Below are 23,170 nucleotides of genomic sequence, written 5' to 3' on the forward strand. Positions count from 1 at the left end.
TCTGGCACTGACTGTCGGGGCAGGCCCCGACCTACGAGGACAACATGAAACCGATCCAACTCATCTCCCCCGTCGATGGCCGGGTCTACGCCGAGCGGATGCCGCTCTCCCCCGAGGCCGCCGATGCCGTGGTCGCCCGTGCCCGTGCGGCGCAGAAACCCTGGGCCGCACGGGCGCTGGAAGACCGCATCGCGCTGGTCCAGGCGGGCGTCGCCAGGCTGAACGCCATGTCCGAGGTGGTGGTCGAGGAGATCGCCTGGCAGATGGGCCGCCCCACCCGCTATGGCGGCGAATTCGGCGGCGTCAACGCGCGCACCGACTACATGGCCTCGATCGCCGCCAGGACCCTTGCGCCGGAAATGATCGAGGACAGCGACAAGTTCCGCCGCTATCTCGCGCGGGAACCTGTGGGCGTGGTCTTCATCATCGCGCCCTGGAACTACCCCTACCTGACCACGATCAACACCCTCGTCCCCGCGCTGATCGCCGGGAACACGGTGGTGCTGAAACACGCCTCGCAGACCCTGCTGGTGGGCGAGCGGCTGGCCGAGGCCTTCCATGCCGCCGGGGTGCCGGAGGACGTGTTCCAGAACGTCGTCCTCGACCATGCCACCACCGAACGGCTGATCGGGAGCCGCAGCTTCGGCTTCGTCAACTTCACCGGCTCGGTCGGCGGCGGGCAGGCCATCGAGCGCGCGGCGGCGGGCACCTTCACGCCGCTGGGGCTGGAACTCGGCGGCAAGGACCCGGGCTACGTGCGAGAGGATGCCAACCTGGACCTCGCGGTGGACGTGCTGATGGACGGCGCGATGTACAACGCCGGGCAATGCTGCTGCGGGATCGAGCGGATCTATGTCCATGAATCCCTCTTCGACAGCTTCGTCGAGAAATCCGTCGCCTGGGTCGGCCAGCTGAAGCTGGGCAACCCCTTCGACGCCTCGACCACCCTTGGCCCGATGGCGCACAAGCGCTTCGCCCAGACGGTGCGCGACCAGACCGCCGAGGCCATCGCCAAGGGCGCGAAGCCGCTCCTCGACCCATCGAGGTTCGCCGATGACGGCGGCGCCTATCTGGCCCCGCAGATTCTGGTCAACGTGGATCACTCCATGCGGGTGATGAAGGAGGAAAGCTTCGGCCCCGTGGTCGGTATCATGCCGGTCAAGAACGACGCCGAAGCCCTGGCCCTGATGAACGACTCCCCCTACGGCCTGACCGCTTCGATCTGGACGCAGGACTACGAGACCGCCGCCGCGCTCGGTGCGCAGGTGGAGACCGGGACCGTGTTCATGAACCGGGCCGACTACCTCGACCCTGCCCTCACCTGGACGGGCGTCAAGGACACCGGGCGCGGCACCTCGCTGTCCTATCTCGGGTTCCATTCGGTTACCCGGCCGAAATCCTATCACCTCAAGAAAGCCTGACATCATGACCCACAACGTTCCCAACCGGAACTGGTCCTATCCGACCGCGATCAAGTTCGGCGTCGGCCGGATCGCGGAACTCGCCGACCATGCGAAAAGCGTCGGGCTGACGAAGCCCCTCCTCGTCACCGACAAGGCGCTGGCCAGCCTGCCGATCACCAAGGCCGCGCTCGACGTGCTGGAGACCGCCGGGCTGGGCAGCGCGATCTTCTCCGAGGTGGACCCGAACCCGAACGAGATCAACATGGCCGCCGGGATCGAGGTCTACAAGGCGGGCGGCCATGACGGGGTGATCTGCTTCGGCGGCGGCTCGGCGCTCGACCTCGGCAAGATGATCGCGCTGATGGCCGATCAGCCGAAGAAGCTGAAGGTCTGGCAGCTGGAAGACGTGGACGACTGGTGGACCCGCGCCGATGCCGCGAAGATCGCACCGATCATCGCGGTGCCGACCACCGCCGGGACGGGCTCGGAAGTGGGCCGGGCGGGGGTGCTGACCAACTCCGAGACGCACAAGAAGAAGATCATCTTCCACCCGAAGCTGATGCCCGCCGTCACCATCTGCGACCCGGCCCTGACCGTGGGGATGCCGAAGTTCATCACCGCCGGCACCGGCATGGACGCACTGGCGCATTGCCTGGAGGCCTTCTGCAGCCCCTTCTACCACCCGATGAGCCAGGGCATCGCGGTCGAGGGGATGCGGCTGGTGTTCGAGAACCTGCCCAAGGTCTATGCCGATCCGAACGACCTCGACGCCCGCGCGCATATGATGTCGGCGGCGGCGATGGGCGCGGTCGCGTTCCAGAAGGGCCTGGGGGCGATCCATTCGCTCAGCCATCCGATCGGGGCGGTCTACAACACCCACCACGGCACCACGAATGCCGTGGTGATGCCGATGGTGCTGGACTTCAACCGCAAGGCGGTGAAGGACAAGCTCGCCTCGGCGGCGGCCTATTGCGGGATCAAGGGCGGCTACAAGGGCTTCTACCAGCGCATCCTGGACCTGCGGGCCACGCTGGACATCCCGGAGAACCTGACGAAGCTGGGGGTGAAGGATCCCGACCTCGACATGCTGACCGGGATGGCGCTGGAGGATCCGTCCTGCGGCGGCAATCCGGTGAAGATGACGAAGCGGAACACGCGGGCGCTCTACGAGGCCTGCCTGTAGCGTGGGCAACATTGCCCACCCTACGGGGAGCTGACGATGCGCGAGCAAACCGAGATCGCCGTGATCGGCGCGGGCGTGGTGGGGCTTGCCATCGCGCTGGAACTGGTCGACCAGGGCCGCGAGGTGGTGCTGGTCGACCCCGGCCAGCCCGGCATGGGCGCAAGCCATGGCAATGCCGGGACGGTGGCGGGCTATGCCACCAGCCCGGTCGGCACGCCGGATGTGCTGCGGTCACTGCCCTCGCTCATGTTCAGCCGGACCTCGCCCTTGGCGATCCGGCACCGGGCGCTGCCCAGCCTGATGCCCTGGCTTCTGCGCTTTCTGTGGCAATCGCTGCCGGCGGCGGCGGCGCGGAACTCCCGCGCGATCGCGGCGCTGCTGACCGGGGCGGCCGAGGGCTGGGACGATCTGGCGCTGCGGGTGCAGGGGGCGGGGATCCTGCAGCGGCGGGGCTGCCTGTACCTGTACGACACGCCCCAGGCGCGGATCGCGGCCGAGGCCGAGCTTTCCCGCCGCCGCGCACTGGGGGTGGAGGTCGAGCTCATCGGTCCCGAGCGGCTGGCCGAGCTGGAGCCCGGCCTGCCGCCTCTGGGCGGTGCGGCGCTGTTCCCCGGCGCGACCTTCCTGGACGATCCGGGCCGGATGATGGGGCTCATCGCGCGCGAGGTGCTGGCGCGGGCGCGGCATCTGCAGCGGCGGGCCGAGCGGCTGACCCGTGGCCCGGACGGGGTGGTGATCGAGGGGCCGGGCCTGCATCTGCACGCCCGCCGCGTGGTCATCGCGGCCGGGGCCCATTCCCGCGCGCTGGCGGCGCAGGCCGGCGACCGGGTGCCGCTGGACACCGAGCGGGGCTATCATGTCGAATGGGACATGGCCGAGCCGCTTCTGTCGCGCCCCAGCTGCCCGACCTCGCGCGGCTTCTACTTCTGCCCGATGGAGGGCCGGCTGCGGGTGGCCGGGACGGTCGAGCTTGGCGGGCTGACCCTGCCGCCCTCGCCGCACCGGGTGCGGAAGCTGGTCGAAGGGGCGCGGGCCTATTTCCCGCAACTTGGCGAGCCGGACCGCGACTGGATGGGCTTCCGCCCCTCGCTGCCCGACAGCCTGCCGGTGATCGGCCCGTCACAGGGCGGGGCCGAGGTGATCCTGGCCTTCGGCCACGGCCATCTCGGTGTGACCATGGCCCCGATGACCGCGCGGATCGTTGCGGCGCTGGTGGCGGACGCGCCGCCGCCGCTGGACATCGCGTCCTATCGGCCCGGACGGTTCTGACGGGAGTATGGCCGATGGCCATGCAAAAGGGGTGGTCCTTGCGGGCCACCCCAGAGCCGACAGATTTTCAGGCGATCATTTGGGAGGGGTGCTGCTACCGCCTTCGTCATCGTCGCCGCCGCAAAGCGCGACGCAAAGGATGATCGGGATCAGCAGCAGCGGCAGGACGCCGACCGAGGAGGCGGGCTTTTCGGCCACGACTTCGGCCTCTTCCTCGATCAGGACGGGGCCGCCGGCGAAGGCGGTGGTGGTGGAAAGCGCCACGGCAGCGGCAAGGGTCGTCGCAAGCAGTTTATTCATTGCACATGTCCTGGTTATTGAACTCCCGCGCTTCGCGGCGGGCGGTTCACTGTGCCACAGGAAAGCAACGGATGCGACCGGAATGACGCATGGAAAAGGGCAGCCGTTTCCGGCTACCCCGGATGGCGGATGTGCCGTGGGTCAGTCCTGGGGCTCATCATCGTCGCCGCCGCAAAGCGCGACGCAGAGGATAATCGGAATCAGCAGAAGCGGCAGGATGCCGGCCGAGGAGGCGGGCTTTTCGGCGACGACTTCGGCTTCTTCCTCGATCACCACCGGGCCGCCGGCGAAGGCGGTGGTGGCCGACAGGGCCATCGTGGAGACCAGGGCCGATGCGATCAGCTTGTTCATGTCTTGTCCCTAAGGTTATTGGCTTGGCAACGTAGGGAAAAGATAGATCTGCCGCGTCGAAGGCTCAACAGATCGGCGCGGGGTGCAGGAATTTGCCACGCACCTGCGGCAGGAATGCTGCGGAAATGAAAAGGGGCAGCCCTTTCGGGCCGCCCCTGGATCGCCGATTGGCGGAAATTCAGGTGGGGCGTTGTTCATCATCATCGCCGCCGCAAAGCGCGACGCAGAGGATGATCGGGATCAGCAGAAGCGGCAGGATGCCGGCCGAGGAGGCGGGCTTTTCGGCCACGACTTCGGCTTCTTCTTCGATGACGACCGGGCCGCCGGCATAGGCGGTCGAGGCGCTGATCGCGACGGACGCGGCCAGCGAGGCAGCGAGGATCTTCTTCATGGTCAACTCCATTCGAGGGACGGGTGCGGACCTTCGCCCGCTCCAACTGGGCAAACCATAGATAGCTTGCCCCGCACACTCAAACCTTCGATGGCAAGAGAATCGCACCTGTTGCAATTGCGCAATAGGACATCCCGGAAACGGAAACGGGCCAGTCTTGCGACTGGCCCGGAAACCTGGCGTCGGGGCCTGCGGGGCCCGCGCCGTGGTCGATCACTCGTCGTTGTCGTCGTCGCCGCCGCAGAGCGCGACGCAGAGGATGACCGGGATCAGCAGGAGCGGCAGGATGCCGGCCGAGGAGGCGGGCTTTTCGGCCACGACTTCGGCTTCTTCTTCGATGACGACCGGGCCGCCAGCCATGGCGGCCGAGGTGCCGAGGGTCAGGGCCATGACCGACGCGACGAGTTTCTTCATGATGGACTCCGAGAATGTTAGACGATCCCGTCAGAACGACAGGGCGCAAGGCGGAAGCTACTGACGGCTTCACGCTTCCTCAACGAATAAGCACGATTGCTTGATGCGGCGCCTTCAAGCGTTGCGCGAATAGCACAAATCCAGGGCCGGCTGGCGATCAGAACATGCCCGGCACGACCTGATCGGGCGGGCGGTGGCCGTCGGCGAAGGTCTTGATGTTGATGATCACCTTCTCGCCCATCTCGATTCGCCCCTCGATCGTGGCCGACCCCATATGCGGCAGCAGAACCACATTGGCCAGTTCGTGCAATCTGGGGTTGAGCTCGCTGCCCTGCTCATAGACGTCGAGGCCGGCGCCGGCCAACTCTCCGGCCCGCAGCGCGCGGGTCAGGGCGTTCTGGTCGATCACCTCGCCGCGCGAGGTGTTCACCACCACGGCCGAGGGCTTCATCAGCTTGAGCCGCCGCGCGTTCAGGAGGTGGAAGGTAGAGGGCGTGTGCGGGCAGTTGACCGAGACGATGTCCATCCGCGCCAGCATCTGGTCCAGGCTTTCCCACCAGGTCGCCTCAAGCTCGGCCTCGGTCTCGGGGCGGACGCGCTTGCGGTTGTGGTAATGCACCTGAAGCCCGAAGGCCCGCGCCCGCCGCGCCACCGCCTGGCCGATCCGGCCCATACCAAGGATGCCAAGCCTGCGTCCGCCCAGCCGCCCGCCGAGATTCGCCATCGGCGACCAGCCTGGCCAGTTGCCGGACTGCATCACCTTCAGACCCTCGGGGATGCGGCGGGTCACGGCGAGAATCAGCGCCATGACCATGTCTGCCGTATCCTCGGTCGTGACGCCGGGCGTGTTCGAGACCAGGATGCCGCGCTGGCGGGCGGTGGCCACGTCGACATGGTCGAAGCCTGCGCCGTAATTGGCGATCAGCTTCAGCTTCTCGCCCGCCTGGCCCAGCAGGCCCGCGTCGATCGTGTCGGTGATCGTGGGCACCAGCACATCGGCCTGGCGCATGGCGGCGGCAAGCTCCTCGCGCGACATCGGCGTGTCGGGGTCGCGCAGGGTGACGTCGAACAACTCCTTCATCCGGGTCTCGACGACCTCGGGCAGGCGCCGCGTGACCACGACCGACAGACGCTTTACTGGCATGAAACCTTCCCCCTGCCCTTCCAAATTCCTGGCACTTGCGGCAAGGTTACGGCAAGGGGCGCAATGCACAAGCCCCACGGAAGGGCGCACCCCGTCGCTGGCGGGATCGGGCAGCAAGGCGGACGGGCATGAAACGGTTCCTGGGAAGCATCGCGATCCTTGTCGCTGCCGCGACTCTGCCGCTTGCCGCGCAGGAGACCGACCTGCCGCAGCCTGAGAAACCGCCGGAAGAACAATGCAGGCCCGATATCGGCTGCGTGACCAACCTGCCCCTGCCGCGCTACGTCTCGCTGAAAGGGTCCGAGGGCAACGCCCGGCGCGGGCCGGGGCTGACGCATCGGGTGGACTGGGTGTTCACCCGGGCCGGGATGCCGCTGAAGATCACCGCCGAGTATGAGAACTGGCGCCGGGTCGAGGATTTCGAGGGCGCGGGCGGCTGGGTGCATTACTCGCTTCTGTCGGGGGTGCGCACGGTCATGGTGACGCTGGACATGGCCGAATTCCACGACGATCCCGACGATGGCTCGCCAGTGATCGCGCAGGCCGAGGTCGGGGTGATCGGCCGGGTGCAGGAATGCCTGCCCGAGTGGTGCCGCATCACGCTGGACGGCGCGCGGGGCTGGGTCCGCAAAGCCGCGATCTGGGGGGTGAAGCCCGATGAAACCATCGACTGAGCCGTCCGGGCTGGGACTTGCGCTGTCGGCGGGCCTCGCCTCGGTCCTGGTGGCGGGACTTCTGGTCGCGCTGAAGCTTTGGGCCATGGCCGAGACCGGGGCGCTTTCGATTGCGGCCTCGCTGGCCGATTCCGCGCTGGACCTGATGATGTCGCTCGGGGCGGCGGCGGCCATCGTCTATGCCGCCCGGCCCGCGGACGAGGATCACGCCTTCGGCCATTCCAGCGCCGAGGACCTGACCGCGCTGGCGCAGGCGGTGTTCATCCTGATCTCGGCCGGGGTGATCGGCTGGGCGGCGGCGGGGCGGCTCCTGTCGCCGACGCCGCCCGAGTTGACCAGCCACGGGCGCGGCGTGGTGGTCATGGGCCTGTCGATCCTGCTGACCCTGGGCCTGGTCTGGTGGCAGGGCCGGGTGGCGAAGGCCACGGGCAGCAAGGTGGTGGCGGCGGACCGGCTGCATTATCTGGGCGACCTTCTGCCCAGCCTGGGCGCGATCGGGGCGCTCTGGGTCTCGTCGCGCTGGGGGATCGGCTATATCGATTCGGTGGTGGCGCTGGGGGCGGCGGGGGTGCTGGTCTTCGGCGCGCTGAAGATCGGCAAGGACGCCTGGGACGCGCTGATGGACCGCGCCGCCGACCCCGAGGTCCTGGAGGGGATCGGCCGGATCGCGCAGGCCTGGCCCGGGGTGCGGGGCTATCACGACCTCAAGACGCGTCGGGCCGGCAGTCGCGTCTTCGTCAACCTGCATATCGAGCTGGATGGCGAACAGTCCCTGCGCGAAGCGCATGACATCGGCGCCGGCCTGCGCCGGGCGATTCTGACGGCCTATCCGCAGGCGGATGTGATGATCCACAAGGACGTCCACGATCCGGCCGGTAGAAGCTGAATTGTTGCGGACTTGACTTCGCTGCGCCGCAAGCCGATTGTCCATGTGTATAACAACCCGGTCGCCATGCAACCCGTCCGCCGCCTCTATCGCCGCGAAAGCGAGGAAAACCGTCGGTCTGCGCTGATCTCGGCCACGCAGGAGCTGGTGGCCGAAGGCGGGCCGGGGGCCGCGACCGTGCGCGCCATCGCGGCACGCGCCGGGGTCACGCCGGGGCTGATCCGGCATTACTTCCAGTCCAAGGACGAACTGACCCGCGCCGCCTACCGCTCGCTGATGGACGGGATGACGGCCAAGGGTTCGGACGCGTTGGAGGGGGTGGGCGCCCTGCCCGAGGAGCGTCTTGCCGCCTTCGTCTCGGCCTCGCTGCGCCCGCCGGTGCTGGATTCGGGCTCGGTCGTGCTTTGGGCAGGCTACATGCACAAGGTCCGCAGCGACCCCGAGCTTCTGGCAGCGCACGAGGCGGGTTATCTCGCCTATCGCGACATGCTGCAGGCGCTGATCGAGGCCCTTCCGCGTGAGACCCGGCCCGGCCAGAGCCGTTCCGAGGCCATCGCCTGCAACGCGCTGATCGACGGGCTCTGGATCGAGGGCTCGCTCCTGCGCGACAGCTTTTCACCGGGCGAGGTCGTGACCATCGGCCTTCGGTCGGTCGGCGCCATCCTTGGCACCGACCTGATCGCCCATTCCTCCATGCTGCCTGATCCGGGAAAGACCATCTGATGCGCTACGCTTCCGTCACCGACCGACTCGCCGGACTTGGCGGCGCGAAATGGGCGATCCATGCCCGCGCCCGCGACCTGAAATCGGCCGGGGAGCAGATCATCGAACTGACCATCGGCGAGCCTGACGTCGAGACGCCCGAGCCGATGCTGGAGGCCGCCGCGCGCTCGATGCGAGCGGGACGCACCGGCTATTCCAACGGCCGGGGCGAGCCTGGGCTGGTCGCGGCGCTGGCCGCCCGCTACACCGCGCGGCGCGGGCGCGGGATCGGACGCGATCAGGTGATGTGCCTGCCGGGCACGCAGACCACGCTTTACGCCATCCTGCGCACCCTGGTCGAAGCCGGGGACGAGGTGCTGCTGGGCGATCCGATGTATGCCACCTATGAGGGGCTGATCGCCCAGACCGGGGCGACCGTGGTGCCGGTGCCGCTGCGGCCCGAACACGGCTTCCGGATGCAGGCCGCCGACGTGGCCGCGCGGATCACGCCGCGCACGCGCGTCCTGTTCCTGAACACCCCGCACAACCCGACCGGCGCCGTGCTCCGGCCCGCGGACATCCGCGCCCTGGGCGAGGTGGCAAAGGCGCATGACCTCTGGATCGTCTCGGACGAGGTCTATGAGGATCTGGTCTTCCCCGGCGTCCCCTTCACCTCGCCGCTGGACTTCGCCGACCTGGCCGACCGGGTGGTCGTCGCCTCGTCGCTCTCGAAATCACACGCCGCTCCGGGCTTCCGGTCCGGCTGGTGCGTCGGCCCGGCCGAGTTCTGCGAGCGTCTCTTGCCGCTTTCAGAAACCATGCTTTTCGGCAGCCAGCCCTTCATCGCCGACATGACCCAGCTTGCAGTTTCCGAACCTTCCCCCGTGGCGGCCGGGATGGCGGAACGCTTCGCCCGCCGCGCCGCGCTGATCGAGCGTCAGCTCACCGGGGTGAACGGGCTTTACGTCCACCGGCCCGAGGCGGGGATGTTCGCGCTGGTCGATGTCCGCGCCACCGGCCTTTCGGGCGAGGAGTTCGCGCTGGGGCTTCTGGACCGGCGCAAGGTCGCGGTGATGCCGGGCGAAAGCTTCGGCGCGGGGCTTTCGGGCTGGCTGCGGCTCAGCCTGACCCAGCCGGACGAAAGGGTGGTCGAGGCCACCGACCGCATCGCCGCCCATGCGGCCAGCCTGCTGGAGGGCGTGGCATGACCACCGTCGGCATCCGTCTGGTCGAGGGGCTGGTCGCCCGGGGCATCGACACCGTCTTCGGCATCCCCGGCGTCCATACGATCGAGCTTTACCGCGGCCTCGCCGCCGCCGAGGGCAAGATCCGCCATGTCACCGCCCGCCACGAACAGGGCGCGGGCTTCATGGCCGACGGCTTTGCCCGGGTCGCGGGCCGCCCGGCCGCCGCCTTCGTGATCACCGGGCCGGGGCTGACCAACACGCTGACCGCCATGGCGCAGGCCAAGTCGGATTCGGTGCCGATGCTGGTCGTCTCAGGCCTTGGGCGCAGCGACACGCTGGGCAAGGGGCTGGGGCGGCTGCACGAACTGCCGGACCAGGGCGCGATGATCGCCACGCTCTGCCATACCGAGACGGTGACCGACCCCCGGAAGCTGGGCGAGGTGCTGGACCGCGCCTTTGCCGCGATGACGGCGGGGCGGCCGGGGCCCGCGCATATCCAGATCTCGACCAACATGATGGGCCAGCCCTGCCCCGCGCTGCCGCCGCCGGTGGTGGCCAGCGCGGCCGTGCCGCTGCCGATGGGCCGGATGCGCAGCATCGCCACCGCATTGAACAATGCCGAGCGGGTGGTGATCCTGGCCGGAGGCGGCACCCGCGGCGCGCATGAGGAGTTGCGCAAGCTGGCCGAGATGCTGGACGCCCCCGTGATCCTGACCGCGAATGCGCGCGGCGCGATGCATGGCCACCGGCTCTGCGTCCCGGCCTCGCCCAGCCTGGCGGCCGTGCGCAAGCTGATCGCGGAGGCCGACCAGGTGCTGGCGGTCGGGACCGAGTTGGGGCCGACCGATTACGACGTCTATGCCAAGGGCGGCGTGCCGGACCTGTCGGGGATGATCCGCATCGACATCTGCGCCGACCAGCTGGGCCGCCATCCGGCGAAGATGCCGATCAAGGCCGATGCCGGGCCGATGATGGCCGGGCTGATGTCGATGCTCCTGCCCGCCAACCGCGAGGGCGCGCGCCGCGCCGCCGCCACGCGCGAGGCTGCGCTGGCCGAGATGCCGGCGATCTACGCGCCGCTGCCGGACCATCTGGAAATGGTCGAGGCGATCCGCGAGGCGATGCCCGGCACGATCATCGTCGGCGACAGCACCCAGCCGGTCTATGCCGCGAACCTCTACTACGACCACGACCGCCCGCGCGGCTGGTTCAACGCCGCGACCGGCTATGGTGCGCTGGGCTTCGCCCCCGGCGCGGCGGTGGGGGCGGCGCTGGCCTCTCCCGGCACTCCGGTCGTCTGCCTGATCGGCGACGGCGGCCTCCAGTTCAGCCCCGGAGAGCTGCGCACCGCCGTCGACGAGAAGCTGCCGATCACCTATATCGTCTGGAACAACGCCGGCTTCCGCGAGATCGCCGAGACGATGCGACAGTACAAGACGCCGGTCCTGGGCTGCGACCCCTCGCCCCTGGACATGGAGCATTTCGCCATGGCCTGCGACATGCTGTTCGCCGCGGTGCCGCAGGACCCGGAGGTCCTGGCCGAAATGCTGGCCACGCCGCATGACGGGCCGCGCCTTCTGGAAATTCAGGTCCGCTGACGCGCCAGGATCGGGGCGAGGAGGAAGACCGCCCCGACCAGGAAGGCGGCCCAGAGGAAGGCCATGCGCAGGCCGAAGGTTCCGGCGATCAGGCCCAGCAGCGGCGGGCCGACGAAATAGCCGAAATAGCCCAGAAGCGTCGCCCGGGCCACGGCGCGGGCGCGGGTGCCGGGCGGGCTGTGCTGGCCGACGAGCGAAAAGGCGGTGGGCGCCAGCACCGATGCGCCGATCCCCATGACGAAGAACCCGAGATAGGCCCCGATCGGCCCTGCGGCCTGCGCGGCGATCCCCGCCCCCAGCGCCGCAACCACCGCGCCGCCTTTCAAGAGCCGGAAGGGATTCACCCGCCCCGCCAGCCATTGCCCGCCCAGCCGGGCAAAGCCCATGGTCAGCGCCAGCATCGCCGGGCCGAAGGCGCCTTCCTCGGGGCTGCCGCCCAGCGTCTTCTCGATATGCAGCGCCGACCAGTTCTCGGCCGCGTTCTCGGTCATGAAGGCGATCAGCACGATGCCGCCGCCGATCACCGGCACCAGGCCCAAAGGCAGCGCGTTGCCGTCCTTCGGGCGCTGCAACCCCTCGATCCTCCCGTCGCGCTCCAGCGTCAGCAGGGCGCAGAGCAGGCCGAGAAGGCCCATCAGCCCCAGCACCCAGGCCGGCGCCCAGCCCGCGCCGCGCATCACCCCGGTCAGGATCGCGCCCCCGGCATAGCCGAAGGAATAGGCCGCATGGGCAAGGTTCATCAGATGCATGCCCCGCGCCGTCTCCATCGCGGCGACGCGGGCGTTCATCAAGACATCGGTCAGACCCGTCCCCGCCCCGGCGCAGGCCATGGCGAGGGGGAACAGCCAGACCGCGCCCACCTGCCCCGGCAGCATGAAGCCCAGCGCCATCAGCGCGGTGGCCAGGGGCAGCGCCGCCCGGCCCAGCGCCGCGCCGAAGGCCGGGGCCAGCAGCATCGCGCTGATCGCAGCAAGGGGCGTGAAGAACAGCAAGAGACCCAGCCCGGCCTCGTCCACCCCGAGCATCGCCTTCAGGTCCGGCAGGTCGGCCGCGAACGAGCCCCAGAGCAGGCCCATCGCCCCGAAGGCCGCGATCGCGGGCCTGGAATAGGCAAGGGTGGCAAGGGCAGGCATGCGCGGCTCCATCGGCGGAAACCGAGAGGTATCCCGCCGCCCCCGCAACCTCCACCCCTTCCGCGACGCGCCCCGGCGCCGAAAGCGACACGGAACAAGCCCCTTTCCTTCCCGCCGATTCCCCGTTATGGACCCCCGGTCGCGCCATGCACCCTTGGAGGATGGCGGACCTTACATATGGAGAGACCCAATGGCACGCGAGATCGTCGATCTTAACGCCGAGGTACGGACGGGGACAGGCAAGGGGGCCGCCCGTCAAGCCCGTCGCGAGGGCAAGGTACCCGGCATCGTCTACGGCGACGGGCAAGAGCCCACGCCGATCAAGATGAACTACAACTACCTCCTGACCAGGCTGCGGCAGGGCCGGTTCCTGCAGACGCTGTTCAACCTGAAGGTCGAAGGCCAGCCCGACGTCCATGTCATCTGCCGGGCCGTGCAGCGCGACGTGGTCAAGGACCTGCCGACGCATGTCGACTTCATGCGCATCCATGATGAAAGCCGGATCAAGCTGTTCATCCATGTGACCTTCGTGAACCACGAAGCCAGCCCCGGCCTCAAGCGCGGCGGCACGCTGACCGTGGTCCGCCCCGAGGTGGAACTGGAAGTCACCGCGGGCGACATCCCGGATCACATCACGGTCGACCTGACCGGCAAGAAGATCGGCGACGTCATCCACATCGACGACGTCCAGCTGCCGGCCGGCGCCAAGCCGACCATCGCGCGGAACTTCGTGATCGCCAACGTCGCCGCGCCGTCGGGCCTGGTGGCGGAAGAGGCCGCCGAAGCCGAAGCCTGAGGCTGACGGCGCAGCAACGACCTTTGCGGGGGGCCTCTGGCCCCCCGTTCGCTTTTCTGCCGTTGCCTCCGCACCCCGCCGCCGCGCGCTGCCCAGAGGCGTGGTTAAGCCTTCCTTGCTACCCAGCCTCGCCATGGGCGAAGCGGCCCGGGCCTGCCCCTCCCCGCTTTGCCATGGCGTTCAAGCTGGCAAGGGAGTTTTCAGATGAACAAGGCAATCACCGACGGGCTGGTCCTGATGCCGCCGCCGTTCTCGGCCGGGCTGAACCTCTGGTCGCGCGGCGACGGGACGCCGGGCTCGGCCGCGTGGCAGGGCCAGCCGAACGCGGCGCTGGTCTCGAACGACCAGGATTTCGCCGGCTGCCTGGAGCTGCAGAAGCTCGAGGCGACGCAGAAGCTGCGCAGCTTCGCGCAGACGCCGATCCAGCCCGGCCTCTACCTGCGGGTGACGGCGCGGGTGAAGGCGGTCTCGGGCAACCTTCCGGCCGTCCGCATCGCCGCCTGGGCGGGGGATGTGGCGGGCCAGAACCTTGCCGCGCTGGCCCAGACCGGCCCCAGCGTGCCGCTGACCGCCTATGGCGAGGTGGTGACGGTCAGCGCAATCATCTCTCCGGCCGCGCGGACCGGGGTCGACATGGCCTGGACCACCGAGGCGGTCTATGCCCACATCGGCCTCGACCTGACCGGCGCGAACGGCGGGGTGGTCCGCATCGACGATCTGGTGGTCGAGGATGTGACCGGCCTCTTCATCCGCAAGCTGATGGACTGGGTCGACGTGCGCGACTACGGCGCGCTGGGCAACGGCGCGACCAATGACGCGGCCGCCTTCCTCGCCGCCGACGCCGATGCGCAGGGCCGCGCGATCCTGGTGCCCTCGGGCCTGTTCCGGCTGAACTCCGACGTCACGATCAACAGCCGCATCCGCTTCGAGGGCACGGTCTCGATGCCCGCGAACCGCCGGCTGATCCTGACGCGCAACTTCGACCTCGACACCTACGGCCAGGCCTTCGGCACCGAGATCGAGGGCTTCCGCCGTGCGCTGCAGGCGCTGTTCTACTTCACCGACCATGTGACGCTGGACCTCTCCGGCCGCCGGGTGGAACTGACCGAGCCGATCGACGTGGCCGCCGTCGCGGGGCTGACGACCTTCAACAACCGCCGCGTGCTGCGCAACGGGCAGTTGGTGGCGGTGGCGGGGCCGGCCTGGACGACCGAGGATTTCACCTCGACCGCCACCTATGCGCCCGCCAACAACCTGACCCTGACCGGCGTCGCCAATGTGGCGAACATCCCGGTCGGTTCGCTGGTGATCGGCACCGGCGTCGGACGCGAGGTCTATGTCCGCGCCAGGAACGTGGCGGCGGGGACGATCACCCTCAGCCAGCCGCTCTGGGGCGCGACGGGGACGCGGCCCTATACCTTCCGCCGCTTCAAGTACATGCTGGACTTCTCGGGCTTCGACCTCCTGTCCCGCTTCGAGCTGGAGGACATCGAGTTCAACTGCCAGGGCCTTTGCTCCGGCGTGCTGCTGGCCAACTCCGGCTCGACCGCACGCTTCCTGTCCTGCACGCTGAACCGGCCGCTCGACCGGGGGATCAGTTCTCCGGGCCTGGGCTGCCAGGGCATGTTCGTGGACATGTGCCAGTTCCTGTCGAACGAAAGCGCGCTGCCGGCGCAGAGCCGCACCTCGATCGCGCTGAACGTGAACGCCAATGACGTGAAGCTGCGCAACAACCGCGTCGTCCGCTTCGCCCATTTCGCCATCGTCAACGGCACCGGCCACCTGGTCCACGCCAACCACTTCTTCCAGGGCGACGACGAGCCGGCGGGCATCCGCCGCGCGGGGCTGGTCTTCACCCAGACCAACGTCTCGACCGTGGTGACGGGCAACTACATCGACAACTGCTTCATCGAATGGGGCAACGAGCATGATTCCGAGCCGCAGTGGAACGGCGAGTTCTCCTTCGGCGGGCTGAACATCGTCGGCAACGTCTTCATCGCCTCGTCCACGACCTCGGCCTTCCGCTGGGTGGTGATCAAGCCCTATGGGACGGGGCATTACCTGAACGGCTTCTCGCTGGTCTCGAACAGCTTCCGCGTCTTCAACGCCACCATTGACCGGGTCGAGATGCTGGACACCAGCCTCGCCACCCTGGACTTCATGCAGTCGCGCAATGTCCGGGTCGAGGGGAACAGCTTCAACAACGTGGCCCAGGGTATCCAGAACCCCCTGATCGTCAGCCACAGCCAGAATACCGTGGCCGATACCTGGACCATCGATTCGGACGGCTTCGTGCCCTTCGGCGGCCGGATCCGCATGGTCGAGGCGGTGCAGCCCGAGGGGACGATCCTGAACGGCGCGAATGCGGCGCGCTATGTCTTCCCCAATGCCCTGCCCGGCACCGGCGCGCAGGGCAACCAGGCGCAACTGCGCTGGGGCGAGGCGATGAAGGGCAAGGCGGTGGTGAAGATGCGGATGGACCTGCCGTCCTGATCGAACCTTTTTCGTCCCGAATAGCGACCAGACGGGCGCAGACTTGAAGAAATCGGACAGGCGGGCCTTCGGGTCCGCCTGTTTTCACAGATCCTGCGGCGTCAGGTGGAAGGCCCTGCCGAAGCCTGCATTCAGCAGCGCCGTCAGCGGCGTCAGCCGCACGAAGGCGAAGTCCGGCAGGTCGATATAGACCTGCGCCTTGGGGTTCCGCTCCAGCCAGCGGGCGCGGATCCCCAGCCGGGCGGGATCCTCGGGCGCGACGAAACCGGCGCAGGCGCGGATCATCAGGCGCGGATGGGTCATCGGATCGCCCTTCGCGCCGACCTCGCCCAGCATCAGCGCGCAATCCGGGTTCTCGCGCAGCGCCCGGAAATGCGGCGCCAGGCCCGAGACCAGCGTCAGAAGCCCCGCCTCGGGGTCGCGGGCAAAGGCGACCCGGCTGATCCCCGGCGTGCCGGTCTCCGGATCGGTCCAGGCCAGCGCGGCATGGCCCAGCGCCATGAGGCCACGGGCCAGGGTGCGGGCCTCGTCATCGGCGGGGCGGACGGGATCGGACATCATCGCTCCTTGACACTGGCGCGGCAGAGGCATTGTCTGGCGACATTCGTTCCGCGATGCCAGCAATTTCTGGCGCTTCCCTCCTGGAAGACGAACATGCCCCACACCGTCAAGGGCCAGGGCGGCCCGACCGAATACCTGCCCAAGCTCCTCACCGTCTGGCGCGAAGGCTATCGCCTGTCCGACCTGCGCGCCGATGCGCTGGCGGGCCTCACCGTCGCCATCGTCGCGCTGCCGCTCTCGATGGCCATCGCCATCGCCAGCGGCGTCGGGCCCGAGCGCGGGCTTTTCACCGCCATCGTCGGCGGTTTCCTCGTCTCGGCGCTTGGCGGCTCGCGCTACCAGATCGGCGGGCCGGCGGGGGCCTTCATCGTCCTGGTCGCGGCCTGCGTGATCGAGACCGGGCTTCAGGGCCTGGTCCTGGCCACCTTCCTCTCCGGCTTCATGCTGATCGCGGGCGGGGCGCTGCGGCTGGGGACCTATATCCGCTACATCCCCTATCCCGTCACCGTGGGCTTCACCGCCGGCATCGCCGTGATCATCTTCGCCAGCCAGCTGCGCGAGATGTTCGGCCTGACCCTGCCGGGCGCCGAGCCGGGCGAGATCCTGGCCAAGGTCGAGGCGCTCTGGGCCGCGCGGGGCACCGTCACTTGGGCCGCCGTCGCGGTGGCCGCGCTGACGGCAGCGGTGATCCTGGGGCTGCGGCGGCTGCGGCCGCACTGGCCCGGCATGCTGATCGCGGTGGCCGTCGCCTCGACCGCCGCGGCGCTGCTCTCCCTGCCGGTCGAGACCATCGGCACCCGCTTCGGCGCGCTGCCGAGGGTGCTGCCGGTCCCCGCCCTGCCCGACCTCTCGCTGGCCGCGATCCAGGCCGCCCTGCCCTGGGCCGCCAGCTTCGCCCTGCTCGGCGCGATCGAATCGCTCCTCTCCGCCGTCGTCGCCGACGGGATGAGCGGCGCGCGCCACCGCTCCAACGCCGAGCTGGTGGCGCAGGGGATGGCCAATGTCGGCTCGGCCCTCTTCGGCGGGTTCTGCGTCACCGGGACCATCGCCCGCACCGCGACCAATGTGCGGGCAGGCAGCCGGGGGCCGGTGTCGGGGATGCTGCATTCGCTGTTCCTCCTCCTGTTCCTGCTGGTCGCCGCGCCGCTTGCCGCCTATATCCCGCTGGCGGCCCTGGCCGGGGTGCTGGCCGTCGTTGCCTGGGGCATGGCCGAGCGGCACGAATTCGTCGCCCTCGTCCGCGCCACGCGGGGGGATGCGCTGGTGGTGCTGGCGACCTTCCTCCTGGTGGTCTTCCGCGACCTGACCGAGGGGATCCTGGTCGGCTTCTCGCTGGCCGGGCTGGTCTTCATCAAGCGCATGTCCGAAACGGCGGGGATGCGTCCCCTGGCCGATACGACGCCGGACGCCCAGCGTGCCGACCGCATCGTCTACCATCTGGAAGGCCCCTATTTCTTCGGCGCCGCGGCGCAGCTCGGCGGCGTGCTCGAGCGGATCGCCGAGGCCCCCCGTGCCCTGGTCCTGGACATGTCGGCCGTGCCGCTGATGGACAGTTCCGGCGCGCGCGGCGTCTTGCAACTGGCGGCGCGGGCACGGCGGCGGGGCGGGCAGATCTACCTGATCGGCCTGCGCCCCGCCCTGCGCCGGGTGCTGGAATCGCAGGGCGCGCACGAGCCCGAGGTGCATTTCCTGCCCGACCTCGCCGCCGTGGACGCGCGCCTCGCGCAGGGCGAATCGGTCTGAGCCACCCTTTTCCCCATGCGGAGCAGCCCCCCGGTCGCGCCCGCGACAGGTCACGCCTGCGTGAGTCCAGTGTCTTGAAAATGCTGCATTTCCGGCCCGGACTTTTCACCGCTTTTCTTGCTTGACGACATTTTCGTCAAGCAATTTACAGTTTTATTCATGAAAATTAGGGGTTTACGCGACATTTAACACAGTGGTAACTTTATTGCGGAGAGAGGTTGTCCCGCAGCGCGGGACGACAGGTTCGCGGGGTCCATCGCCGGGCCCTGTCGGTAGGAGGACCGCGATGACCGATCAATCAGCCCTGAAATCCGTTTACCCCGCCTCGGCCGAGTTTGTCGCAAAGGCGCATGTGGACGCCGCCGGCTACGAGGCGCGCTATGCCGCCTCGGTCAAGGACCCGGTGGCGTTCTGGGGCGAGGAGGCGCAGCGGATCGACTGGATCAAGCCCTTCACCAGGGTGAAGGACACCTCCTTCGCGCCGGGCAACATCTCGATCAAATGGTTCGAGGACGGGCTCCTGAACGTCAGCGCGAACTGCATCGACCGGCACATGCTGACCCGCGCCAACCAGACCGCGATCATCTGGGAACCCGATGACCCGAAGGAACCGGCGCAGCACATCACCTATGCGCAACTGCTGGAGAACACCTGCCGCGTCGCCAACGTGCTCAAGGCGCATGGCGTGACCAAGGGCGACCGCGTCGTCCTCTACATGCCGATGATCCCCGAGGCGGCCTATGCGATGCTGGCCTGCACCCGGATCGGCGCGATCCATTCCGTCGTCTTCGGCGGCTTTTCGCCCGACGCGTTGGCCAACCGCGTGAACGACTGCGAGGCGAAGCTGGTCATCACCGCCGACTGGGCCCCGCGCGGCGGCAAGAAGACCGGCCTCAAGGACAACACCGACAAGGCAATGCTGCATTGCTCGGACAAGGTGAAGGTGCTGGTCACCAAGCGGACCGGCGACCAGACCTCCTGGGTGGAAGGCCGCGACTTCGACCTGAACGCCGAGATGGCGGCGGCCAGGCCCTATTGCCCCTATGTCGAGGTCGGCGCCGAGGACCCGATGTTCATCCTCTACACCAGCGGTTCGACCGGCAAGCCGAAGGGCGTGGTGCACACGACCGGCGGCTATCTGGTCTTCGCCAGCCTGACGCATCAGGTGACCTTCGACTACCATGACGGCGATGTCTTCTGGTGCACCGCGGACGTGGGCTGGGTCACCGGCCACAGCTACATCGTCTACGGCCCGCTGGCGAACGGCGCGACCACGGTGATGTTCGAGGGCGTGCCCACCTGGCCCGACGCCGGCCGCTTCTGGGAAGTCTGCGCCAAGCACAAGGTCAACCAGTTCTACACCGCCCCGACCGCGATCCGCAGCCTCATGGGCCTCGGCGCGGAATGGGTGGAAAAGCACGACCTTTCCAGCCTCAAGCTCCTGGGTTCCGTCGGCGAGCCGATCAACCCCGAGGCCTGGTCCTGGTACAACACCCATGTCGGCAAGGGGAAATGCCCGATCGTCGACACCTTCTGGCAGACCGAGACCGGCGGCCACATCATCACCCCGATCCCCGGCGCGATCCCGCAGAAGCCCGGCTCGGCCACCAAGCCCTTCTTCGGCATCAGGCCCGAGGTGCTGGACGCCGCCACCGGCCAGGTCCAGACCGGGACCGAGGCCGAGGGCGTCCTCTGCCTGTCCGACAGCTGGCCGGGCCAGATGCGCACGCTCTGGGGCGACCACCAGCGTTTCGAAGAGGCCTATTTCAGCCAGTACAAGGGCTATTACTTCACCGGCGACGGCTGCCGCCGCGATGCCGACGGCTATTACTGGATCACCGGCCGCGTCGATGACGTGATCAACGTCTCGGGCCACCGGATGGGCACGGCCGAGGTCGAATCCGCCCTCGTCGCACATGACGCGGTGGCCGAGGCCGCCGTGGTGGGCTACCCGCATGACATCAAGGGCCAGGGCATCTATGCCTATGTCACCCTGATGAAGGGGGTGGAGCCTTCGGACGACCTGCGCAAGAAGCTGGAGGCCTGGGTCCGCCACGAGATCGGCCCGATCGCCAAGCCCGACCTGATCCAGTGGGCCCCCGGCCTGCCCAAGACCCGCTCGGGCAAGATCATGCGCCGCATCCTGCGCAAGATCGCCGAGAACGACTTCGGCTCGCTGGGCGACACCTCGACCCTGGCCGATCCGGCGGTGGTCGACGACCTGATCGCCAACCGCATGAACCGGGGCTGACGCATGGCCCCCGTTCTCATTCTTCTCGGCCCGCCCGGCGCGGGCAAGGGCACCCAGGCGCGGATGCTGGAAGAGGATTTCGGCCTCGTCCAGCTCTCCACCGGCGACCTCCTGCGCGCCGCCGTCGCCGCGGGGACCGAGGCCGGAAAGCGCGCCAAGGCGGTGATGGAGGCCGGGCAGCTGGTCTCGGACGACATCGTGCTGGCGATCCTCAGGGACCGGATGGCCCAGCCCGACGTGGCCAAGGGCATCATCCTGGACGGCTTTCCGCGCACCGCCGGCCAGGCCGCCGCGTTGGACGCGCTTCTGGCCGAGGCGGGGCAGAAGGTGACCGCCGCCATCAGCCTCGAGGTCGACGACGAGGCGATGGTCGCCCGCGTCGCCGGCCGCTACACCTGCGGCGATTGCGGCGAAGGCTATCACGACCAGTTCAAGCAGCCCGCGACCGCGGGGGTCTGCGACAAATGCGGCGGCACCGGCTTCAAGCGCCGGGCCGACGACAATGCGGTGACCGTGCGCGAGAGGCTCTCGGCCTATCACGCCCAGACCGCGCCGCTGATCGCGCATTACGACCGGCTCTCGGTGCTCGAGAAGGTGCCGGCCATGGGCTCGATCGACGGAATCCGCGCCACGCTGGCCGACATCGTCGGGCGCGTCGCGGCATGAGACCCGGGTTCCCGCCCTGACCCGGAGGAGGGGCGGACGGGGACCGGAAGGGAGGGGGAAGGCAGGCTGCGCCAGGCCCCTTCGGGACGACCATCCCCGGCGGGATGGATGACAGCACGGGGCCTGCCAAAACGGGCGGGCACATGGCCAAGGACAACAGGGATCGCCTGGACCATCGGTTCAGGCCACAAGGAGGTAATGCATGACGACGACCACCACAAATGTGCGCGACCGCTCGCGCCCGATGACCGGGGAGGAGAAGAAGGTCATTCTCGCCTCCTCGGCCGGGACCATCTTCGAATGGTATGACTTCTATCTCTACGGCTCGCTGGCCGCCGTGATCGGCGCCCAGTTCTTCACGCCCTTCCCGGAAGCCACGCGCAACGTCTTTGCGCTCCTGGCCTTCGCCGCCGGATTCATCGTGCGGCCCTTCGGCGCGCTGGTGTTCGGCTCGCTCGGCGACCTGATCGGCCGGAAGTACACCTTCCTGATGACGATCATGATCATGGGCCTGTCGACCTTCTTCGTCGGCATGCTGCCCAGCTACTACTCCTGGGGCGTCGCCGCGCCGATCATCCTGATCACGCTGCGGATGCTGCAGGGCCTCGCCCTCGGCGGGGAATACGGCGGTGCGGCGGTCTATGTGGCCGAACACGCCCCCGCCAACCAGCGCGGCTATTTCACCGCCTTCATCCAGACCACCGCCACGCTGGGCCTGCTTCTGTCGCTCATCGTGATCATCTCGGTGCAGGGCTACGTCAACGGCAACTACCCCGACCAGCCGGTGCTTGACGCTGCCGGAGTCGCGGTGATGAACGCCGACGGCACGCCCGCGATGATGAAGGCCTTCAACTCCTGGGGCTGGCGGATTCCCTTCCTCGGCTCGATCCTGCTGCTGGCGATCTCGCTTTATATCCGCCTGCAGATGAACGAATCCCCCGCCTTCAAGAAAATGAAGGAAGAGGGCGCCCAGTCCAAGGCGCCGCTGCGCGAGGCCTTCGGCAACTGGAAGAACGGCAAGATCGCCCTGATCGCGCTTCTGGGCCTGACCGCCGGGCAGGCCGTGGTCTGGTACTCGGGCCAGTTCTACGCGCTGTTCTTCATGCAGAACATCGTCAAGATCGACAGCTTCTCGGCGAACGTCTTCGTCGCCTGGTCGCTGGTGCTGGGAACGGGCGGCTTCCTGTTCTTCGGCGCGCTCTCGGACCGCATCGGCCGCAAGCCGATCATCCTCGCCGGCTGCCTGATCGCCGCCGTCACCTACTTCCCGGTGTTCAAGTTCCTGACCGAGACCGCCAACCCGGTGCTCTCGCACGCCCAGGACACCCCGATCACCGTGACCGCCGACCCGGCCGACTGCTCGTTCCAGTTCAACCCGGTCGGCACCGCGAAGTTCACCAACTCCTGCGACATCATGAAGGCCGGCCTGACCGCGCGTTCCGCCAACTCGAACACCGAGGACGCGCCTGCCGGCACGATCGCCTCGGTCAAGGTCGGCGAGACCGTGATCCAGGGCTATGACGGCAAGGCCGAGAATGCCGCGGACGAGAAGAAGCGTTTCGACACCGAGCTGAACGCGGCCCTGACCGCGGCCGGCTATCCGATCAACCCGTCCGAGAACACCTCGCTGGCCAAGGCCGAGCACTTCCTGGACATCTTCACCGCACAGAAGCTCACGATCGTCGCGATCCTGACCTATCTGATCATCCTGGTGACGATGGTCTACGGCCCGATCGCGGCCATGCTGGTCGAGCTGTTCCCGACCCGGATCCGCTACTCCGGCCTGTCGCTGCCCTATCACATCGGCAACGGCTGGTTCGGCGGCCTCCTGCCCGCGACCGCCTTCGCGATCTCGGCCCAGACCGGCAACATCTACGCGGGCCTGTGGTATGCGATCGTGATCGCCCTGATGACGGTGGTGATCGGCGCGCTCTTCGTGCCGGGCGGCACCCACAAGAAGGACATCTTCGCCGACGACGGGCGTTGATCCGGAAAGGGCCGGGGCGGTCTCCGCCCCGGCCCGAT

Annotated in this window: 21 protein-coding genes; 14 read left to right on the plus strand and 7 right to left on the minus strand. The window is 68.4% G+C overall.

Annotated features, from left to right (window positions below):
• Nucleotides 1-44: 44 nt before the first annotated feature.
• The 3 genes from I7S92_RS13370 to I7S92_RS13380 are packed head-to-tail and all read left to right on the plus strand — an operon-like array spanning nucleotide 45 to nucleotide 3,855.
• Nucleotides 45-1,421, plus strand: coding sequence for an aldehyde dehydrogenase family protein (locus tag I7S92_RS13370; protein WP_197645140.1), 1,377 nt, complete (start codon nucleotides 45-47; stop codon nucleotides 1,419-1,421).
• A gap of 4 nt (nucleotides 1,422-1,425) precedes the next feature.
• Nucleotides 1,426-2,586: an iron-containing alcohol dehydrogenase gene (locus I7S92_RS13375; protein WP_197645142.1), complete on the plus strand. Its 1,161-nt coding sequence runs from the start codon at nucleotides 1,426-1,428 to the stop codon at nucleotides 2,584-2,586.
• 36 nt (nucleotides 2,587-2,622) lie between these two features.
• Nucleotides 2,623-3,855 (plus strand): NAD(P)/FAD-dependent oxidoreductase, encoded by a 1,233-nt coding sequence (locus I7S92_RS13380; RefSeq protein WP_197645144.1) that lies wholly within the window; start codon nucleotides 2,623-2,625, stop codon nucleotides 3,853-3,855.
• A 75-nt stretch (nucleotides 3,856-3,930) separates the two neighbouring features.
• On the opposite strand, the gene I7S92_RS13385 is transcribed toward I7S92_RS13380, so the two are convergent.
• From I7S92_RS13385 to I7S92_RS13405, 5 genes are all read right to left on the minus strand, one after another.
• Nucleotides 3,931-4,155 (minus strand): hypothetical protein, encoded by a 225-nt coding sequence (locus I7S92_RS13385; protein ID WP_197645146.1) that lies wholly within the window; start codon nucleotides 4,153-4,155, stop codon nucleotides 3,931-3,933.
• 141 nt (nucleotides 4,156-4,296) lie between these two features.
• Entirely contained in the window at nucleotides 4,297-4,506 is a 210-nt protein-coding gene (locus I7S92_RS13390) for a hypothetical protein (RefSeq protein WP_197645148.1), read from the minus strand.
• Between the two features lie 178 nt (nucleotides 4,507-4,684).
• Nucleotides 4,685-4,897 (minus strand): hypothetical protein, encoded by a 213-nt coding sequence (locus I7S92_RS13395; protein ID WP_197645150.1) that lies wholly within the window; start codon nucleotides 4,895-4,897, stop codon nucleotides 4,685-4,687.
• 213 nt (nucleotides 4,898-5,110) lie between these two features.
• Nucleotides 5,111-5,311, minus strand: a complete 201-nt coding sequence (locus tag I7S92_RS13400; protein ID WP_197645152.1) for a hypothetical protein — start codon at nucleotides 5,309-5,311, stop codon at nucleotides 5,111-5,113.
• 157 nt (nucleotides 5,312-5,468) lie between these two features.
• The gene (locus I7S92_RS13405) at nucleotides 5,469-6,455 is read right to left on the minus strand and encodes a 2-hydroxyacid dehydrogenase (RefSeq protein WP_197645154.1); all 987 of its coding nucleotides are present in this window, start codon (nucleotides 6,453-6,455) and stop codon (nucleotides 5,469-5,471) included.
• 128 nt (nucleotides 6,456-6,583) lie between these two features.
• Between I7S92_RS13405 and I7S92_RS13410 the strand changes: the two genes are divergently transcribed.
• The 5 genes from I7S92_RS13410 to I7S92_RS13430 all read left to right on the plus strand — a co-directional run bounded on the left by I7S92_RS13410 (nucleotide 6,584) and on the right by I7S92_RS13430 (nucleotide 11,502).
• Nucleotides 6,584-7,129, plus strand: coding sequence for an SH3 domain-containing protein (locus I7S92_RS13410; protein ID WP_197645156.1), 546 nt, complete (start codon nucleotides 6,584-6,586; stop codon nucleotides 7,127-7,129).
• Complete coding sequence (locus tag I7S92_RS13415; protein ID WP_197645158.1) at nucleotides 7,113-8,015, plus strand: cation diffusion facilitator family transporter; 903 nt, start codon at nucleotides 7,113-7,115, stop codon at nucleotides 8,013-8,015. The genes I7S92_RS13410 and I7S92_RS13415 overlap by 17 nt, the downstream gene beginning before the upstream one ends.
• A 66-nt stretch (nucleotides 8,016-8,081) precedes the next feature.
• Nucleotides 8,082-8,738: a TetR/AcrR family transcriptional regulator gene (locus I7S92_RS13420; RefSeq protein WP_197645160.1), complete on the plus strand. Its 657-nt coding sequence runs from the start codon at nucleotides 8,082-8,084 to the stop codon at nucleotides 8,736-8,738.
• On the plus strand, nucleotides 8,738-9,925 hold the full coding sequence (locus I7S92_RS13425; protein WP_197645162.1) for a pyridoxal phosphate-dependent aminotransferase: 1,188 nt from the start codon (nucleotides 8,738-8,740) through the stop codon (nucleotides 9,923-9,925). The genes I7S92_RS13420 and I7S92_RS13425 overlap by 1 nt, the downstream gene beginning before the upstream one ends.
• On the plus strand, nucleotides 9,922-11,502 hold the full coding sequence (locus tag I7S92_RS13430; protein ID WP_197645164.1) for a 5-guanidino-2-oxopentanoate decarboxylase: 1,581 nt from the start codon (nucleotides 9,922-9,924) through the stop codon (nucleotides 11,500-11,502). The genes I7S92_RS13425 and I7S92_RS13430 overlap by 4 nt, the downstream gene beginning before the upstream one ends.
• Here I7S92_RS13430 and I7S92_RS13435 read toward each other — a convergent pair.
• Nucleotides 11,490-12,635 (minus strand): MFS transporter, encoded by a 1,146-nt coding sequence (locus tag I7S92_RS13435; protein ID WP_197645166.1) that lies wholly within the window; start codon nucleotides 12,633-12,635, stop codon nucleotides 11,490-11,492. The two genes, I7S92_RS13430 and I7S92_RS13435, sit on opposite strands and share 13 nt — an antisense overlap.
• Nucleotides 12,636-12,825: 190 nt before the next feature.
• On the opposite strand from I7S92_RS13435, the gene I7S92_RS13440 reads away from it, so the two are divergent.
• Both I7S92_RS13440 and I7S92_RS13445 read left to right on the plus strand, forming a co-directional pair.
• A complete protein-coding gene (locus tag I7S92_RS13440) occupies nucleotides 12,826-13,431 on the plus strand; it encodes a 50S ribosomal protein L25/general stress protein Ctc (protein WP_197645168.1) in 606 nt (201 codons plus the stop codon).
• A 204-nt stretch (nucleotides 13,432-13,635) separates the two neighbouring features.
• Entirely contained in the window at nucleotides 13,636-15,924 is a 2,289-nt protein-coding gene (locus tag I7S92_RS13445) for a glycosyl hydrolase family 28-related protein (protein ID WP_197645170.1), read from the plus strand.
• A gap of 84 nt (nucleotides 15,925-16,008) precedes the next feature.
• Here the strand turns inward: I7S92_RS13445 and I7S92_RS13450 are convergent, their stop codons facing one another.
• The gene (locus tag I7S92_RS13450) at nucleotides 16,009-16,515 is read right to left on the minus strand and encodes a HugZ family pyridoxamine 5'-phosphate oxidase (protein WP_386003460.1); all 507 of its coding nucleotides are present in this window, start codon (nucleotides 16,513-16,515) and stop codon (nucleotides 16,009-16,011) included.
• Nucleotides 16,516-16,578: 63 nt separating this feature from the next.
• On the opposite strand from I7S92_RS13450, the gene I7S92_RS13455 reads away from it, so the two are divergent.
• From I7S92_RS13455 to I7S92_RS13470, 4 genes are all read left to right on the plus strand, one after another.
• Nucleotides 16,579-18,228 carry a SulP family inorganic anion transporter gene (locus I7S92_RS13455; RefSeq protein ID WP_197645174.1) on the plus strand — a complete coding sequence of 550 codons (1,650 nt, stop codon included), beginning with the start codon at nucleotides 16,579-16,581 and terminating at the stop codon, nucleotides 18,226-18,228.
• A 286-nt stretch (nucleotides 18,229-18,514) separates the two neighbouring features.
• Nucleotides 18,515-20,479 (plus strand): acetate--CoA ligase, encoded by a 1,965-nt coding sequence (acs, locus tag I7S92_RS13460; protein WP_197645176.1) that lies wholly within the window; start codon nucleotides 18,515-18,517, stop codon nucleotides 20,477-20,479.
• Between the two features lie 3 nt (nucleotides 20,480-20,482).
• A complete protein-coding gene (locus I7S92_RS13465) occupies nucleotides 20,483-21,145 on the plus strand; it encodes an adenylate kinase (RefSeq protein ID WP_197645178.1) in 663 nt (220 codons plus the stop codon).
• A gap of 202 nt (nucleotides 21,146-21,347) precedes the next feature.
• A complete protein-coding gene (locus I7S92_RS13470; RefSeq protein ID WP_197645180.1) occupies nucleotides 21,348-23,132 on the plus strand; it encodes an MFS transporter in 1,785 nt (594 codons plus the stop codon).
• Nucleotides 23,133-23,170 lie beyond the last annotated feature (38 nt).

Origin of the sequence: Tabrizicola soli, assembly GCF_015999335.1 — a bacterium.
Lineage (GTDB): Bacteria > Pseudomonadota > Alphaproteobacteria > Rhodobacterales > Rhodobacteraceae > Tabrizicola > Tabrizicola soli.

Coding starts and splice junctions, on each gene's coding strand:
- I7S92_RS13370 (WP_197645140.1), top strand. CDS start 45: ATGAAACCGATCCAACTCATCTCCCCCGTCGATGGCCGGGTCTACGCC.
- I7S92_RS13375 (WP_197645142.1), top strand. CDS start 1,426: ATGACCCACAACGTTCCCAACCGGAACTGGTCCTATCCGACCGCGATC.
- I7S92_RS13380 (WP_197645144.1), top strand. CDS start 2,623: ATGCGCGAGCAAACCGAGATCGCCGTGATCGGCGCGGGCGTGGTGGGG.
- I7S92_RS13385 (WP_197645146.1), bottom strand. CDS start 4,155: ATGAATAAACTGCTTGCGACGACCCTTGCCGCTGCCGTGGCGCTTTCC.
- I7S92_RS13390 (WP_197645148.1), bottom strand. CDS start 4,506: ATGAACAAGCTGATCGCATCGGCCCTGGTCTCCACGATGGCCCTGTCG.
- I7S92_RS13395 (WP_197645150.1), bottom strand. CDS start 4,897: ATGAAGAAGATCCTCGCTGCCTCGCTGGCCGCGTCCGTCGCGATCAGC.
- I7S92_RS13400 (WP_197645152.1), bottom strand. CDS start 5,311: ATGAAGAAACTCGTCGCGTCGGTCATGGCCCTGACCCTCGGCACCTCG.
- I7S92_RS13405 (WP_197645154.1), bottom strand. CDS start 6,455: ATGCCAGTAAAGCGTCTGTCGGTCGTGGTCACGCGGCGCCTGCCCGAG.
- I7S92_RS13410 (WP_197645156.1), top strand. CDS start 6,584: ATGAAACGGTTCCTGGGAAGCATCGCGATCCTTGTCGCTGCCGCGACT.
- I7S92_RS13415 (WP_197645158.1), top strand. CDS start 7,113: ATGAAACCATCGACTGAGCCGTCCGGGCTGGGACTTGCGCTGTCGGCG.
- I7S92_RS13420 (WP_197645160.1), top strand. CDS start 8,082: ATGCAACCCGTCCGCCGCCTCTATCGCCGCGAAAGCGAGGAAAACCGT.
- I7S92_RS13425 (WP_197645162.1), top strand. CDS start 8,738: ATGCGCTACGCTTCCGTCACCGACCGACTCGCCGGACTTGGCGGCGCG.
- I7S92_RS13430 (WP_197645164.1), top strand. CDS start 9,922: ATGACCACCGTCGGCATCCGTCTGGTCGAGGGGCTGGTCGCCCGGGGC.
- I7S92_RS13435 (WP_197645166.1), bottom strand. CDS start 12,635: ATGCCTGCCCTTGCCACCCTTGCCTATTCCAGGCCCGCGATCGCGGCC.
- I7S92_RS13440 (WP_197645168.1), top strand. CDS start 12,826: ATGGCACGCGAGATCGTCGATCTTAACGCCGAGGTACGGACGGGGACA.
- I7S92_RS13445 (WP_197645170.1), top strand. CDS start 13,636: ATGAACAAGGCAATCACCGACGGGCTGGTCCTGATGCCGCCGCCGTTC.
- I7S92_RS13450 (WP_386003460.1), bottom strand. CDS start 16,515: ATGCCTCTGCCGCGCCAGTGTCAAGGAGCGATGATGTCCGATCCCGTC.
- I7S92_RS13455 (WP_197645174.1), top strand. CDS start 16,579: ATGCCCCACACCGTCAAGGGCCAGGGCGGCCCGACCGAATACCTGCCC.
- acs (WP_197645176.1), top strand. CDS start 18,515: ATGACCGATCAATCAGCCCTGAAATCCGTTTACCCCGCCTCGGCCGAG.
- I7S92_RS13465 (WP_197645178.1), top strand. CDS start 20,483: ATGGCCCCCGTTCTCATTCTTCTCGGCCCGCCCGGCGCGGGCAAGGGC.
- I7S92_RS13470 (WP_197645180.1), top strand. CDS start 21,348: ATGACGACGACCACCACAAATGTGCGCGACCGCTCGCGCCCGATGACC.